The sequence below is a fragment of the Bacillus sp. TH50 genome, from assembly GCF_016650565.1.
GTDB lineage: Bacteria > Bacillota > Bacilli > Bacillales > Bacillaceae_G > Bacillus_A > Bacillus_A mycoides.
The window spans coordinates 1,934,202-1,950,161 of sequence record NZ_JAEKFM010000003.1 but is presented as its reverse complement, the minus strand read 5'-3'; the positions used below and the strand labels follow the sequence as shown (position 1 = coordinate 1,950,161).

14 protein-coding genes and 2 pseudogenes are annotated in these 15,960 nt (G+C 37.7%); 11 read left to right on the top strand and 5 right to left on the bottom strand.

Going from position 1 to position 15,960, the window contains the following annotated elements:
- Positions 1 to 22 precede the first annotated feature (22 nt).
- Positions 23 to 874 (top strand): prephenate dehydratase, encoded by an 852-nt coding sequence (gene pheA / locus JFU23_RS10110; RefSeq protein ID WP_002067399.1) that lies wholly within the window; start codon positions 23 to 25, stop codon positions 872 to 874.
- Between the two features lie 102 nt (positions 875 to 976).
- Here pheA and JFU23_RS10105 read toward each other — a convergent pair whose 3' ends face one another.
- The 3 genes from JFU23_RS10105 to JFU23_RS10095 form a co-directional block, all read right to left on the bottom strand.
- Positions 977 to 1,624 (bottom strand): MOSC domain-containing protein, encoded by a 648-nt coding sequence (locus JFU23_RS10105; RefSeq protein ID WP_201031824.1) that lies wholly within the window; start codon positions 1,622 to 1,624, stop codon positions 977 to 979.
- Between the two features lie 80 nt (positions 1,625 to 1,704).
- Complete coding sequence (locus JFU23_RS10100; protein WP_201031823.1) at positions 1,705 to 2,247, bottom strand: transcription repressor NadR; 543 nt, start codon at positions 2,245 to 2,247, stop codon at positions 1,705 to 1,707.
- Positions 2,247 to 3,389: an IscS subfamily cysteine desulfurase gene (locus JFU23_RS10095; RefSeq protein ID WP_193652397.1), complete on the bottom strand. Its 1,143-nt coding sequence runs from the start codon at positions 3,387 to 3,389 to the stop codon at positions 2,247 to 2,249. The genes JFU23_RS10100 and JFU23_RS10095 overlap by 1 nt, the downstream gene beginning before the upstream one ends.
- A gap of 153 nt (positions 3,390 to 3,542) precedes the next feature.
- Here JFU23_RS10095 and nadB point away from each other — a divergent pair, with 153 nt between their 5' ends.
- The 5 genes and pseudogenes from nadB (at position 3,543) to JFU23_RS10070 (ending at position 10,013) form a co-directional block, all read left to right on the top strand.
- Entirely contained in the window at positions 3,543 to 5,072 is a 1,530-nt protein-coding gene (gene nadB, locus JFU23_RS10090; RefSeq protein ID WP_002067402.1) for an L-aspartate oxidase, read from the top strand.
- Positions 5,073 to 5,091: 19 nt separating this feature from the next.
- A complete protein-coding gene (nadC, locus tag JFU23_RS10085) occupies positions 5,092 to 5,925 on the top strand; it encodes a carboxylating nicotinate-nucleotide diphosphorylase (RefSeq protein WP_002034160.1) in 834 nt (277 codons plus the stop codon).
- A gap of 30 nt (positions 5,926 to 5,955) precedes the next feature.
- Positions 5,956 to 7,062, top strand: a complete 1,107-nt coding sequence (gene nadA, locus JFU23_RS10080) for a quinolinate synthase NadA (protein WP_002192476.1) — start codon at positions 5,956 to 5,958, stop codon at positions 7,060 to 7,062.
- Positions 7,063 to 7,286: 224 nt separating this feature from the next.
- Positions 7,287 to 7,443 (top strand): annotated as a pseudogene (gene safA / locus JFU23_RS31180) (SafA/ExsA family spore coat assembly protein); the annotation flags it as partial.
- A 1,925-nt stretch (positions 7,444 to 9,368) separates the two neighbouring features.
- On the top strand, positions 9,369 to 10,013 hold the full coding sequence (locus JFU23_RS10070) for a YhcN/YlaJ family sporulation lipoprotein (protein WP_201031821.1): 645 nt from the start codon (positions 9,369 to 9,371) through the stop codon (positions 10,011 to 10,013).
- 32 nt (positions 10,014 to 10,045) lie between these two features.
- On the opposite strand, the gene JFU23_RS10065 is transcribed toward JFU23_RS10070, so the two are convergent.
- Entirely contained in the window at positions 10,046 to 10,480 is a 435-nt protein-coding gene (locus JFU23_RS10065; protein ID WP_088040188.1) for a branched-chain amino acid ABC transporter substrate-binding protein, read from the bottom strand.
- 433 nt (positions 10,481 to 10,913) lie between these two features.
- On the opposite strand from JFU23_RS10065, the gene JFU23_RS10060 reads away from it, so the two are divergent.
- Complete coding sequence (locus tag JFU23_RS10060) at positions 10,914 to 11,429, top strand: BofC C-terminal domain-containing protein (RefSeq protein ID WP_002015325.1); 516 nt, start codon at positions 10,914 to 10,916, stop codon at positions 11,427 to 11,429.
- Between the two features lie 11 nt (positions 11,430 to 11,440).
- Here JFU23_RS10060 and JFU23_RS10055 read toward each other — a convergent pair whose 3' ends face one another.
- Positions 11,441 to 12,385 carry an iron-hydroxamate ABC transporter substrate-binding protein gene (locus JFU23_RS10055; RefSeq protein WP_201031820.1) on the bottom strand — a complete coding sequence of 315 codons (945 nt, stop codon included), beginning with the start codon at positions 12,383 to 12,385 and terminating at the stop codon, positions 11,441 to 11,443.
- Between the two features lie 188 nt (positions 12,386 to 12,573).
- Between JFU23_RS10055 and ruvA the strand changes: the two genes are divergently transcribed.
- The 4 genes and pseudogenes from ruvA to JFU23_RS10035 all read left to right on the top strand — a co-directional run bounded on the left by ruvA (position 12,574) and on the right by JFU23_RS10035 (position 15,794).
- On the top strand, positions 12,574 to 13,191 hold the full coding sequence (ruvA, locus tag JFU23_RS10050; protein ID WP_002088786.1) for a Holliday junction DNA helicase RuvA: 618 nt from the start codon (positions 12,574 to 12,576) through the stop codon (positions 13,189 to 13,191).
- Between the two features lie 5 nt (positions 13,192 to 13,196).
- A complete protein-coding gene (gene ruvB / locus JFU23_RS10045; protein ID WP_000344470.1) occupies positions 13,197 to 14,198 on the top strand; it encodes a Holliday junction branch migration DNA helicase RuvB in 1,002 nt (333 codons plus the stop codon).
- A gap of 213 nt (positions 14,199 to 14,411) precedes the next feature.
- Positions 14,412 to 14,709 (top strand): annotated as a pseudogene (tnpA, locus tag JFU23_RS30550) (IS200/IS605 family transposase); the annotation flags it as partial.
- A gap of 5 nt (positions 14,710 to 14,714) precedes the next feature.
- Positions 14,715 to 15,794: an RNA-guided endonuclease InsQ/TnpB family protein gene (locus tag JFU23_RS10035; protein ID WP_201031818.1), complete on the top strand. Its 1,080-nt coding sequence runs from the start codon at positions 14,715 to 14,717 to the stop codon at positions 15,792 to 15,794.
- Positions 15,795 to 15,960 lie beyond the last annotated feature (166 nt).

Genomic DNA, 15,960 nt, shown 5'->3' with positions numbered 1-15,960 from the left:
CGAAAAAGAGAGGGAAAAGACGATGATTCGAGTAGGATATTTAGGACCAGAGGCAACATTTACAAATATGGCGGTGAGTCGTTTTTTTCCGGAAGCAGAGCATGTACCGTATCGAACGATTCCAGATTGTATTGATGCAGCCGCAAATGAAAACGTAGATTTCGCAGTTGTACCGTTAGAGAACGCCATAGAAGGTTCAGTTAATATAACGGTTGATTATCTCGTACATGAGCAGCCACTTTCCATTGTAGGAGAAATTACAGTGCCAATTCAGCAACATTTACTCGTACACCCGCAGTACGAAGGAGTGTGGAAAGAAGTATACGCTGTACATTCTCATCCACATGCCATTGCACAGTGCCATAAATTTTTAAATGAGGAATTAAAAGGCGTAACTGTTCGAGATATGACATCAACAAGTGCTGCTGCGCAATATGTGAAAGAACATCCTGAAGAAAAAGTTGCCGCCATTGCAAATGAAGCAGCGGCAGAAAAGTACGGATTAACAATTGTAAGGCGTGATATTCATACGCATAAAAACAATCATACGCGTTTCCTTGTTCTCCATAAGAAAAAGAAAGCAGTACTGCCAAATAACGGAGAAAACCGAGGAGAGAAAACGACGCTTATGATAACGTTACCTGCTGATTACGCAGGGGCACTATATCAAGTGTTATCAGCTTTCGCATGGAGAAAATTAAACTTATCCAAAATTGAATCGCGCCCGATGAAAACAGGTCTTGGAAATTACTTTTTCTTAATCGATGTCGATAAAGCATACGATGACGTATTATTGCCAGGCGTAACGATGGAACTTGAAGCACTTGGTTTTTCTGTTACTGTATTGGGGAGTTATTCTTCTTATTGGTTGTAAGGGGAGTGTTTGTCGTATTTTGTAGTTAAGTCGATATAATTTCGGTCGCTAGTATACCGTATGATAGATAAATAGAGTCCCACCTATAAAAGGTGGGATTTATTATTTTAACTTCGCAAGGCGATCCTCTAACTGACCACGCCAAATCTCGGCTAGTTCTGGTACAGCAAGAATCTTCTCAATGCCATCTTTATCTTTCCTATTATGAAAATAAATTTCGTTAGAGAACAAAACAGATACATTGTTTGATGGACGCTCTAGTAATGTAATTTTAGAATCTTTACGCACAGTACCTTCTTGAAGAACACGACATAAATACCCAGTATATCCAGTTGCTACAATACGTGGCAAAATACCAGGAATACCAAGGCGTTTTGAAATTGTGCTACAAGGTACTCTCGCTTGTGTAACTTGAATGATTGCTTCGCCTAGTTGATATGTATCTCCGATGCATACATCACGCTCTAACATATTTGTTACGGTAATGTTTTCGCCAAATGTGGAAGCCGGAAGTGTAGTTTGAAATTCCTCTTCCCATAGTGCGTAATGCTCGTGTGGGTACACACAAACTGCGCGATCAGGTCCCCCGTGGTGTTTTAAATCCGCTACATCATCACCACGGAATCCGTCTTTTGAGAGGAAGGCCTCTTCTGTAGGATCTTTACATATACCTGTTATCATTTCTTTATCTTCGCCATATTTCATTTGTTTCGGTTTACCAGTGCTAAAGTGAACGAGTTCAATCCCCATAGTTGATCTCCTTTACAATTGATTTCAATATTATATCACTAAAAAAGCACAGAGAATGATAAAAAACTCTGTGCTTTACATTAATAAACGAGAAATCCAACGCGGTCTAGTGCCTCACAAGCGGCATCTAATTTTTCTTTAGAATCTGCTTCGATTGTATGTAAGTGAATACCATCTGTTAGTTGCGAAAGATAGGAAGCGTTTGTGTTTTCGATTTTTTGTAAATATTGTTCTACATCGAAGCGATTACTTACCATAATCGATGCTGTTAAGTCGCCGTATACAGGATGCTCAACTTTTACATCTTTAATCGTAACGCCGTGGTCAACTAACATAGTAAGTTCTTGACGTACTTCTGCCGGTTTATGTTGGCATACGATTACGCGTTCAAAAGCTTGTTGTCTTGTTTGTGGCTTTAAATATAAATACCCTTGTGCAGTCGCAATAATTGGTTCATTTCGTGCTTTTAGTAAGGAAATGTCTTGAACGATAACTTGCCTACTTACGTTTGTCTTTTTAGATAGTTCATTCCCCGATAACGGTTCATTTGCAGCAAGAAGCCACTCGAGGATGAGTTGTCGTCTTTCTTCGCCTAAAATCTTTTTTTGATCATTTTGTTTCATTATGATTTAACACCTCTATAAAATTGATTTCCAATTGTGTGTAGTGCATGAATAGTTGTATCAATTTGTTCTTTCGTTGTGTGATGTCCGAAAGAAAAGCGGACATATTGTTTTGCCTCTTCATACGTTTTTCCAATTGCAAGCATTGTTTTTGAAGGGTCTTGTTTACCTACTTGGCAAGCACTTCCAGTTGAAATGGCTATACCATGACGGTTACATTCTAACATTGTATACTGACCTTCTATTCCTTTTATTGTAACCCCAATAATATGTGGTAAACAAGAAGTAGAATGTCCTTTCACTTCAATTTCTAGAGGAAGTGTTTGTAATTGCTCTAAAAAATAAGATCGTAATTGTTGAAAACGAAAGCTCTCTTCCTTTTGATTCTTTAATATATGCTCTGCGGCTGTTAAAAAAGCAGCGATTCCAGGAACGTTCACTGTACCAGGGCGAAAGCCTTTTTCATGAGAAGTTCCTGGAAATACTTGTTCCCAGCGAACTTGCGGATTTATATAGCAAGCTCCAACTCCTTTTGGTCCGTATATTTTATGGGCTGAAACAGAGAGGCTATCAATCTCCATCGCTTTAACGTCTATTGGAAGTTTACCAAACGTTTGAACACAATCCGAATGAAATAAAACATTATATTTTTTTAAAAGTGCTCCGATCTCTGCAATGTTTTGAACGGTCCCGATTTCAGAGTTTCCGTGCTGTATACTTGCTAGAGCAGTATCTTCTGTAATAGCTGCTTCTAAATCTACTAAATGAATTATCCCACTTTTATCAACAGGAATCTCAGTAATAGTATAACCTTGCGATTGTAAGGATTGAAAATAACTTCGAATCGATGCGTGTTCCATAGGTGTCGTAATAATGTGCTTTCCATTTCTAGCATTTAGAAGGGATTGAATCGCAAGGTAGTTAGATTCTGAACCGCCGCTTGTAAAGAATACACCTTGTTCCTTACCCCCAATCATTTCTGCAAATGTTTCTCTACAAACTTGCAATAAAGATGATGCGCTTCCGCCGATATCGTGTAAACTTTGTTCATTTCCGAAATATTTCTTTGCTGCTTCTACATATGTTTCTAAAGCTTCTTCGCTCATAGGTGTTGTCGCTGCATAATCTAGATATATCATCATGTAATTTCCTCTCTTCAGTAAGAGTGACATTTGTTTTCGTTTTTAGAATGGTAGTGAAAATAAGAATTGTAAAAAAACTCTTGTCATTATTTTAAAACTATGTAAATATAGGTGTCAAGACAGTTGGAAAGTGTAAAGTGGGAGGCAACAATTATGCCAAGTGCAGATGTCTTGATTATTGGAAGTGGCGTTGCGGCGCTTCGTGTTGCGAAAGAGCTTTGTCACGAAAAGAATGTGATAATTATCACAAAAAAAACAGGACGTAATAATAATACACATTTAGCTCAAGGAGGAATTGCAGCAGCTGTTGCTACATATGACGATCCGAGTGGGCATTTTGAAGATACATTAGTGGCAGGTTGCCATTATAACAACGAAGAAGCAGTTCGTTATTTAGTTGAAGAGGGACCGAAAGAAATAAGTAAGCTTATTACGAATGGAATGAAATTTGATGGGGATGAAAAAGGGATCCACCTTGGTAAAGAAGGGGCGCATCGAAAACGGCGCATTTTACATGCCGGAGGAGATGCAACTGGTAAAAATCTATTAGAGCATTTAATACAAGAAGTAGTTCCGAACGTTACTGTCGTTGAGCATGAAATGGTGCTCGATTTCATTATAGAAAATAATAAATGCATAGGAGCTTTAACGCGAAATAGTGAAGGGAAGCTGAAGCGTTACTATGCTGATAATACGGTGTTAGCATCAGGAGGAATAGGTGGTTTGTACGCCTTTACATCGAATGATGAGACAATTACAGGCGATGGACTTGCGATGATATATCGAGCTGGGGGAGAACTTGTGGATTTAGAATTTGTACAATTTCATCCGACGATGTTATACGTGGACGGGCGATGTTGTGGTCTCGTTTCTGAAGCAGTCCGTGGTGAAGGAGCTGTCCTTATAAATGGAAAAGGACAGCGTTTTATGATGGATATACATCCCGGGAAAGATCTCGCACCGCGTGATGTAGTGGCAAGGGCTATTCATGAACAACTTCTTGCAGGTGAAAAAGTGTACTTAAACATCGAAACCATCCAAAACTTTGAACAACGTTTTCCGACCGTCTCATCATTATGTAAAAAGAATGGTATTGATTTAAAAGAAAATTCTATTCCGGTCGTACCGGGCGCTCATTTTCATATGGGCGGCGTGAAGACGAATTGTGACGGAGAGACGTCCATTTCAAACTTATATGCGGTCGGTGAAGTGGCTTGTAATGGAGTTCATGGTGCGAATAGATTGGCGAGTAATTCATTATTAGAAGGTCTTGTGTTTGGAAGACGAATAGGAAAACACATTTTAGCTAAGCCAGCAGAGGAAAGAAAAAATGTGCCGGAAGAGAGAGGGAAAAGTTTTATAGCTCTTAATGATTTACCGTTGAAAGAAGAAATACAAGAATGCATGATGAAATATGTTGGGATTGTGCGAACTGAGAAAAATTTATCATATGCTCAGAGATGGTTTAGTAGGTACGGTGTGCGAAATATGATCTTACAATATGATGCACTTACAAATGAAGAGATAACGCTTATTAATATGTTAACAGTTTGTGAGCTTATAACAGTATCAGCTTTGCAAAGAGAAGACAGTATTGGTGGTCATTATCGCATTGATTATCCAGAAAGAAATAGCGTGAAAAAAGAGATTATCCGAGTGAGAAGAAAACTACAACTTGTTTAATAAGGGGAAGAGGGGTTTTATGAATACGTTAAAAGTTAAGGAAGCATTAAATCGATTTTTTCTAGAAGATATAGGAGAAAGAGATGTAACATCTCAGCTTATCTTTCCCGATAATGCACTTGCGAAAGGAACGTTTCTTGTAAAGGATACAGGGGTATTTGCAGGGTGCTTAGTAATTGAAGAAGGATTTAAATTAATTGATCAGAGAATTGGAGTTGAACTTCATAAAAAAGATGGGGATCTTGTAGAAAAAGGAGAAATAATTGCAACCGTGCAAGGCCCAATCGCATCATTATTAACGGCAGAGCGCGTTATATTAAACGTTATTCAGCGTATGAGCGGGATAGCGACGATGACACGTAAGGCGGTTTTTGCTTTAGATAGCAGTCATACACGCATTTGTGATACGAGAAAAACGATGCCAGGACTACGTATGTTTGATAAATATGCTGTAGTATGCGGGGGCGGATTTAACCACAGATTCGGTTTATATGATGGTGTCATGATTAAAGACAATCATATTGCTTTTGCTGGCTCGATTACAAAAGCTGTTACATCGGTGAAAGAAAGATTGGGACATATGGTGAAAGTAGAAGTCGAAACAGAGACAGAGGCGCAAGTAAGAGAAGCAGTAGAGGCCGGCGCAGATGTTATTATGTTCGATAATCGTACGCCAGAAGAGATTCGTGAGTTTTCAAAAATTGTACCAAGTGCCATCGTTACGGAGGCTTCAGGTGGTATTACAATTGAAGATTTATCAAAATACGGAAAAACAGGGGTAGATTATATTTCACTTGGAGCGTTAACACATTCAGTGAAAGCACTTGATATTAGTTTTAATATTGAGGCCTAATGAGAGTGGTTTAGAGGGGGAGAATCATAAATGGGTATTTTAGAGAAAGTTCAGCCAATCGAAGTAATGTTACCAGAGCGTTATCAAACGATGTCTATATTAGAGATGGAAGAGCGTGTCCGTGAAATTAAAGAAAAAATGGGGGCATTACTATTTATTCCAGGACATCATTATCAAAAAGATGAAGTGGTGCAATTTTCAGATGCAGCAGGGGACTCACTTCAACTCGCGCAAGTTGCAGCGAATAATAAAGAGGCAAAATATATTGTGTTTTGTGGTGTGCACTTTATGGCAGAAACGGCAGATATGTTAACGACAGATGATCAAATTGTCATCTTACCAGATATGCGTGCCGGTTGTTCTATGGCAGATATGGCAGATATTGAACAAACAGAAAGAGCGTGGAAAGAGCTCGCGAAATTATTTGGGGATACGATGATTCCATTAACGTATGTAAATTCAACAGCTGCGATCAAAGCGTTTTGTGGTCGTAATGGAGGGGCAACAGTAACCTCTTCTAATGCAAAACAAATGGTGTCTTGGGCGTTTACACAAAAAGAGCGTCTCGTCTTTTTACCAGACCAACATTTAGGAAGAAATACAGCGTATGATTTAGGTATTCCGTTAGAAAAAATGGCAGTGTGGAACCCGCATACAGATTCATTAGAGTACGATGGAGATATAGAAGAAATTCAAGTGATTTTATGGAAAGGCCATTGTTCTGTTCATCAAAACTTCACTGTGAAAAATATTGAAAATGTGCGAAAAAATCATCCGGATATGAATATTATTGTTCACCCTGAATGTTGTTATGAAGTGGTTGCTGCTTCTGATTATGCAGGATCAACGAAATATATTATTGATATGATTGAAGCAGCTCCGGCGGGAAGTAAGTGGGCGATTGGTACAGAGATGAATTTAGTGAACCGAATTATTCAGCAACATCCAGATAAAGAAATTATTTCGCTAAATCCGTTTATGTGTCCTTGCTTAACGATGAACCGAATTGACTTACCTCACCTGTTATGGGCACTTGAGAACATAGAAAGAGGAGAACAAATTAACGTTATTCGTGTAGAGAAACAAGTAACAGAAGAGGCAGTTCTTGCATTAAATCGTATGTTAGAGCGCGTTTAAAGCAGCGGGATTTCCGTTGCTTTTTTTCGTACATATAATCATAACAAGGATGAAATAGGCATACATTGTGTTGAGGAAATCATTGCGGTTTTTCTATACTTATTCCACTTCGAATCATATTGAAAATAGAAGAAGTGATAAAAGTAAAAGAAGTTAATGTTGTTTAGAAAGTGTTACTTCAAAGTGTTTTTACTTATAGATAAGTTATACAGGAGGGGGAAAATTTGAAAATTCATATCGTGCAAAAAGGGGAGACCCTTTGGAAAATTGCAAAAAAGTACGGAGTGGATTTTGAAACGCTAAAAAAAACAAATACACAGCTTAGCAATCCAGACCTAATTATGCCAGGGATGAAAATTAAAGTGCCATCGCATAGCGTTCATGTGAAACAACAAACTGGATCGGGTTCAGCGCCCCCGAAACAATATGTAAAAGAGGTGCAGCAAAAAGAGTTTGCATCAACACCAACGCCACTTGCAATAGAAGATGAAGATGAGATCACGTATCAATCAACACCTATTACACAACAACCAGCTATGCAACAAACGCAAAAAGAAATGCAGATAAAACCGCAAAAAGAAATACAGGTGAAGCCGCAAAAGGAAGTGCAAGTGAAGCCACAAAAAGAAGTGCAAAAAGAAATTCCGATTCAAAAAGAGAAGCCAGTTGAAAAGCCACCTGTCATTCAAAAACCACCTGTTGTAGAGAAAGTAGAAAAACTAAAACCTACTACGAAAGAAAACACTAAATTTTCTATCAATGTATTACCGCAGCCGCCGCAACCACCAATTAAAGCGAAAAAAGAATATAAAATTTCAGACGTAATAAAAAAGGGAAGCGAGTTAATTGCTCCTCAAATTAATAAAATGAAACCTAATAATGTCATTTCTCCGCAAACGAAAAAAGACAATATAGGAAACATAGTGTCACCGCAAGTGAAGAAAGAGAATGTAGGGAATATAGTGTCGCCGCAAGTGAAAAAAGAAAATGTAGGGAATATAGTGTCGCCGCAAGTGAAAAAAGAAAATGTAGGGAATATAGTGTCGCCGCAAGTGAAGAAAGAAAATGTAGGGAATATAGTGTCGCCGCAAGTGAAGAAAGAGAATGTAGGGAACATAGTCTCACCAAACGTATCAAAAGAAAGTGTTATTATCCCGCAAGTAATACCGCCTAATATTCAAGTGCCGAATATAATGCCAATAATGGATAACAATCAACCACCAAATATAATGCCAATAATGGATAACAATCAACCACCAAATATAATGCCAATAATGGATAACAACCAACCACCAAATATAATGCCAATAATGGATAACAATCAACCACCAAATATAATGCCAATAATGGATAACAACCAAATGCAAAATATGATGCCGATAATGGATAACAACCAAATGCCAAACATGATGCCGATAATGGATAACAACCAAATGCAAAATATGATGCCGATAATGGATAACAACCAAATGCAAAATATGATGCCGATAATGGATAACAACCAAATGCCAAACATGATGCCGATAATGGATAACAATCAAATGCCGAACATGATGCCGATAATGGATAACAATCAAATGCCGAACATGATGCCGATAATGGATAACAACCAAATGCCAAACATGATGCCGATAATGGATAACAATCAAATGCCGAACATGATGCCGATAATGGATAACAACCAAATGCCAAACATGATGCCGATAATGGATAACAACCAAATGCCAAACATGATGCCGATAATGGATAACAATCAAATGCCAAACATGATGCCATATCAACAGCCAATGATGCCGCCATATCCGCCGTATCAGCAACAAAATCCATACAATCAAATGCCGTATCAACAAATGGCGCCGCAATATACTTCTATGCCAAATCCAAATATGATGCCAATGGATAATAATATGCCGCCACTCGTGCAAGGTGAAGAAGATTGTGGATGCGGAGGAGAAAGTAGGTTATATAGTCCACAACCGGGTGGACCACAATATGCTAATCCTTTATATTATCAACCAACTCAGCCAGCATATGCACCACAGCCAGGAACGATGTATTATCAGCCGGACCCACCAAACGTATTTGGAGAACCAGTTTCAGAAGAAGAGAACGAAGAGGAAGTTTAAAAAAAGGTGGGGTTATTCCCACCTTTTTTGTATTCGTGATAGTCAGGAATATGGTGAATTTACATTAAGTGCTAGAAAATTCCTAGTGAAATATTAACAGTGTAAAAAAACTCTCTGTTACTCATCATAAGGGGGAGCTTTTCGAAAGAGAAGTTCATTCTAACAGAGGGGGTTTTTGTATTGAATACGAAAGTACAAGTTATTGCTGCTTCTTTGTTAGTTACCAGTGCATTAGCTGCATGTGGTACACCAAAAGATAATAATGCGATGGATGGACGTAACTATAATTACGAGCGTACATCTTATAATGATACACACCGATATAATGATAATGTAACGCGTAACGATCGTTATACAGATTATGTAACATATAGAAACGGTCGTAATGACGCAGGATCCAACTATTATCGTGATGTAAATTACAATGGGCAAATTGCTAATCCACACCCAACTCGTAATATTACAATGAACAATTCATACATTAACAATGATGGTAAAACTGCGGAGAAAATTACGAATCGTGTGAAACGTATGAATAACGTAGATCGAGTTTCTACAGTTGTATATGGAAACGATGTAGCGATTGCGGTAAAACCACGTAATACAGCGACGAATGAAACAGCGATGGCGAACGAAATTCGTCAAGCTGTTGTGAATGAAGTTGGAAATAGAAACGTATATGTTTCTGTAAGAAATGACATGTTTACTCGTGTCGATGCAATGAGTACGCGTTTACGTAACGGCACAGCTACAAACGATTTTAATCGTGACATAACAAATATGTTCCGAGACATTCGTTACGGCCTGACTGGTACTATGCGATAACAAATCAAAGAGGAAGGGATAGCCCTTCCTCTTTATTCATCTTCGTCTTGTAAACGACGTTTTTTTACAAAATAACTAACGGAGTAAGACGCTAAAAAGCATATGAAGAGAATACCACCTGTTAAAATAGCTTCAAATAGAGGTCGTTCTGGACTGAAAATGATATAAATAATAGCCATGATAATTCCTACAATAAGAGAGCGTAAAATAATTTTGTAATAAGGAGTTAACTTTATTTCCTTTTCGCTTTCTTCTACATCGATAGAAACGCTTAATTGTAAATAACTAAGTACAATACTTGTAAGAATAAATAATAACCACAATGGAGATTTCGTAATTTGATCCATTCCTTCTGTGAATCCGATATAGCCTAAAATTCCGATTATACCAATTGATTGAAAAAGAAAGGCAATACGTATGTTTTTTAACGTTTGAAGTATGAGGCGTTCATCTTTAATTTTTTTCAAGGTATTCATCCCCTGTTTATATTTATAGTATTAATTGTAACGTATATATTACATTAATCAATTTATAATTTACATAAATTTCAATTGGTTGAAAGAGGAAGTGCAATATATTTAGAAATATATTGCACTTCTACCTTGTTAATGTTATATTAGCAAAGCGATGAGCTAATTTACGTAAGTCGAGAGATATGCTTAAGTGCTAAACACGCGAATGTGGTCGCCTGGTCTTTCGCCGTAAACGCATCAGACGCCTGCTTTGCAGGCGTCTTTCATTTTATATAAAAGTAAATGATACATGCAGATGAGGATTAACCCTTATCTGCATTTTTTATTTTCCTTAGAAATTTAATGCTATTGTTTATATGGATAAAACCCCCATTTCCGGAAAAGCTACAAATGAAAGTATGATTTTGCCTAGAAGAGGTGAACAGAAATGAAATGGATGCTAATTGCAGTGCAAGCTTTCGTTGTGATGTTTTGCTTAGCTTATGGATCCGATGTGAGGGCAGAAGTAGTAGAAAAAGAACCTCAAGTTACAATTTTATTAGAGCGCATGTATGTTGATGGAGAAGTAAGTGAGGAAATACTGACAGAAAAAGTAGCGGATTTAGAAAAGTTTTTGCAGCAATATAAAGAATGGCAACTTGTTGATCGTGATGATGTGCAAATCGTATTACAAAGGAAAGTTGATGATATTTCTCCTTTACTGAAAACGAGCGGTTATTTTGGTGTTTCAGAGGAAGGGATATTGCAAATTTTTAAAGGGGTACCGAAAAGTGATAACGCGATCCATTCCTTCTTTCAAATTGATATGAAAAAGCTTGAGAGTTATGAGCGAGCAAAACTAAAGCGTGGTATTCGTATTAAGTCAAAAGAAGGATTCGTGAAGACAATCGAAAAAATGAAGCAATACGCAGTGCAAAATAAGAAAAAAAGCAGCTCAGGGTGAGCTGCTTTTTCTTATTTATTCTTAGCTAAAATCTCTTTTGCGATTTCATCAATTAGCATATCTTTTCCAATTGGATTGAATGCTTTCGTATTGAAGACTTCATTCGATACTTCATATACGTGATTGTTTTTTACTGCTTTATTATCTTTCCAAACCGCACTGTTTTTATAGTCTTCGTACACTTTATCAGCTTCTCCGCCGAAGTTTACAATAAACATTTGATCAGGCTGGAATGCAACAAGGCCTTCTAGTGATACTTGTGCCATCGTTTGTTTTAAATCAGTGCCTTTTGTTGCTGGAAGTTTTAAGTCGTTAAAGATGATGTCACCATATCCGAAGCTACCGTATACACGGAAGTTTTGTGGTGTTACTGCAACGAACATAAAGTTCTCATCTTTTGTTTTCTCTTTAATTTTTTTAGATAAAGAGTCTGCTTTTTTATCGTAGTCTGCAATCCATTTGTCGGCTTTCTTTTCTTCGCCAAATAGTTTACCTACTTCTTTAAACTTACCGCGCCAGTCTTCTAGATTTGTTTCTAGAACAACTGTCGGTGCCACTTTTTCTAGTTGATCATAAATTTTCAATTGACGATTGTTTAAAATAATTAAGTCTGGTTTTAGAGCGGTAACAGCCTCTAAATCAACTTTAGGTGCCCAATACCAGCCAACAGCTTTTACTCCGTCTAACTTTTCAGTTAAATGATTTTGGATTTTATCTTTATATGTGTTTGCTGTACCGACAGGTTTATGACCAAGAAGTAATAATTCTTCTGTTGATCCAGATAAGTCAACAATTCTCTTTGGATTAGCTGGAATTGTTGCTTCCCCTTTAGCATGTTTTACAACTTTCGTTTTCGGTTGTTCTTTTGCTTTTGATTCTTCTTTTTGAGAAGAACAGCCAACGATAGAAAGAACAACTAGCATAATAGTAAATAAAATAAATAGCTTTTGTTTCATCCTGATGTAACCCCTTTAATTAGTATTGATAATCATTATCGACTTCTGTATATTAAGGGGCTTTATCCTTTCTGTCAATGGAAAATAACAGAAGTTTTAAACAGAGAACATTCGTTGGGGTATTCTCGCTTTTCTATCATTAAATATGTTAAAATGGAATACATGATTTAAGAGGGAGAGATCGTATTTTGTTTGAATATGTTACAGGCTACGTGGAGTATGTAGGACCGGAATATGTCGTAATTGATCATAATGGAATTGGTTATCAAATTTTCACACCAAATCCGTATGTATTTCAAAGAAGTAAGCAAGAAATCCGTGTCTATACATATCATTATGTGAGAGAAGATATTATGGCACTTTACGGTTTTAAAACACGTGAAGAGCGTTTATTATTTACAAAATTGTTAGGTGTATCGGGGATTGGACCAAAAGGTGCTCTTGCAATTTTAGCTTCTGGTCAAACCGGACAGGTCGTTCAAGCGATTGAACATGAAGATGAGAAGTTCTTAGTGAAGTTCCCAGGCGTCGGAAAGAAAACAGCGCGCCAAATGATTTTAGATTTAAAAGGAAAACTAGCAGATGTTGTACCAGATGCGTTTGTTGATTTGTTCTCAGATACTGAAAGTTTTGATACGAAGAAAGGTTCATCAGTTGAACTTGATGAAGCACTGGAAGCACTGCGTGCACTTGGCTATGCAGAACGAGAAGTCTCTCGCGTTGTACCAGAGTTATTAAAAGAATCACTAACGACGGATCAATATATTAAAAAGGCACTTAGTCTTTTACTAAATGGTAAGAGGTGAGTATAATGGACGAACGTCTCCTTTCAGGGGAATCTGGATACGAAGATGCGGATTTAGAGTATTCATTACGGCCACAGACGCTCCGTCAGTATATTGGCCAAGATAAAGCGAAACATAATTTAGAAGTGTTTATTGAAGCGGCGAAAATGCGTGAAGAAACGTTAGATCACGTACTTTTATATGGCCCACCTGGACTTGGTAAAACGACGCTTGCGAATATTATTGCCAATGAAATGGGTGTTAACATTCGAACGACGTCAGGTCCTGCAATTGAAAGACCAGGAGATTTAGCGGCTGTATTAACAGCACTTCAGCCTGGGGATGTATTATTTATTGATGAAATTCATCGTTTGCATAGATCTATTGAAGAAGTGTTATACCCAGCGATGGAAGACTTTTGCCTTGATATCGTTATTGGAAAAGGACCGTCAGCTCGCTCTGTACGTCTAGATTTACCTCCATTTACGCTAGTTGGGGCAACGACGCGTGCAGGTGCATTATCAGCACCACTTCGTGACCGTTTTGGTGTACTTTCACGATTAGAGTATTATACAGTAGATCAGCTTTCTGCGATTGTAGAACGTACAGCAGAAGTGTTTGAAGTTGAAATAGATTCGTTAGCAGCATTAGAAATTGCAAGACGTGCCCGTGGTACACCTCGTATTGCGAATCGTCTATTACGACGTGTACGTGACTTCGCACAAGTTCGCAGTGACGGAACGATTGCGATGGAAATTACACAAATGGCGTTAGAACTATTACAAGTAGATAAATTAGGACTTGATCATATCGACCATAAATTACTGCTTGGTATTATTGAAAAGTTCCGCGGTGGTCCAGTTGGATTAGAAACTGTTTCAGCAACGATTGGGGAAGAATCTCATACGATTGAAGATGTGTATGAGCCGTATTTATTACAAATTGGCTTTTTACAAAGAACGCCAAGAGGCCGGATCGTAACACCGCTCGCATATGAGCATTTCGGAATGGAGATGCCCAAAGTATGACGGAGATGCCAAAGCTGCTTATTACAGCCCTGTCTGAGTGAGAAGTTTCATTACCTTTAGGGATATGGGATAAAAGTGTGGTTGGATACGGAGTACCAATAAAAATCGTAAGGTTTATGGTACTTTAAGTATCCAAAGTATGGGTAGCTTCTTTAATCTTTTTTGTTGTAGTTTTTGAAAAGACCGGATACATTGTAACTATGATAAATGATTATAGAAGAATGTTTCAAGGTGTTGTTTGCAGAGATATGTAACGCACGTGATATTGTTAATATCATAATGGGATGGGTTAAAGACCACGTTCACTTATTTTTTAATACACGCGAACACTTAGTCCTGCTGATACAATGGCAAAAATAAAAGGAGTGACATCAAAGTATTTGAGAGAAGAAATCCCTCTCTCATGCACTTACAAATTTTATGGACGCGGTCCCATGTTGTTTTTACTACTGGAAATGTGTCAAGTGAGACAATAAAACAGTGGATTGAACATCAAAAAACGAGGGGATGAAACGTATGTCACAGACCCTAACAGTGAAAGTGAAATTGCTTCCAACAAAAGAACAAATGTGCTTATTGGAAAAAAGTAGCCGCGAGTATATCAAAGTCATGAATATGCTTGTATCTGAAATGGCTGACACAAAGGCGAGCACGAAAAAAAGTACGAAAGATATTGAAGCCAATATCCCAAGTGCGGTGAAGAATCAAGCAATCAAAGACGCGAAAAGTTTGTTTGCTACAAAAGTAAAGAAAAGTAAGTATAAAATCATTCCGATTCTAAAGAGGCCTGTTTGTGTATGGAACAATCAAAATTATTCATTTGACTGTACTTATATTTCAATTCCATTTATGGTAAATGGAAAGTCAACGCGTTTAAAGGTTCGAGCTTTATTAACGGATAAAAATAATCGCAATTTGGATTTGTTAAAATATAAGCTAGGCACACTCCGTATCACGAAGAAATCGAATAAGTGGATGGCACAAATATCGGTCACGCTTCCTACAAGTGAAAAAGCAGGGACGAAAATTTTAGGAGTAGACTTAGGTCTCAAAGTCCCCGCGGTAGCGATCACAGATGATGATAAGATTCGTTTCTTTGGGAATGGTAGGCAAAACAAATATAAGAAGCGTAAGTTTCGAAGTGTTCGTAAGAAGTTAGGGAAAGACAAAAAAGTGAATGCGATTCGGCGATTTGATGATAAAGAGCAAAGATGGATGAAAGAAAAAGACCATAAAATAAGTCGTGAAATCATTGGTTTTGCGATTGATAATCATATTTCTGTCATTCGATTAGAACAACTAACGAATATAAGACAGACGGCAAGAACAAGCCGTAAAAACGAAAAAAACCTACACACTTGGTCATTCTGTCGTTTAGCGCAATTTATTGCATACAAAGCAGTATTAGTTGGTATTCAAGTTGAGTATGTGAATCCAGCTTATACAAGTCAAAGTTGTCCGAAATGTGCTAAAAAGAATAAAGCACAAGACAGAAGATACAAGTGTCCATGTGGGTTTGAGACACATCGTGATATCGTTGGGGCGATGAATATTCGCTACGCAACTGTGACTGATGGTAACAGTCAATCAGCCTAAACACCTATATGGTCTGGTTTAGGAGGGGTAATGAGATACCCTAATCTTGAAGGCTGTTCAAAACAGAAATGGACTGCGAACGTTTAGTCATTCAGGAATCCCACCTGTAATTCCGTAAGGATTCGGGCTTGCGGCTGTAGTTGTGGGAGTCTCAAATGTATTGTGT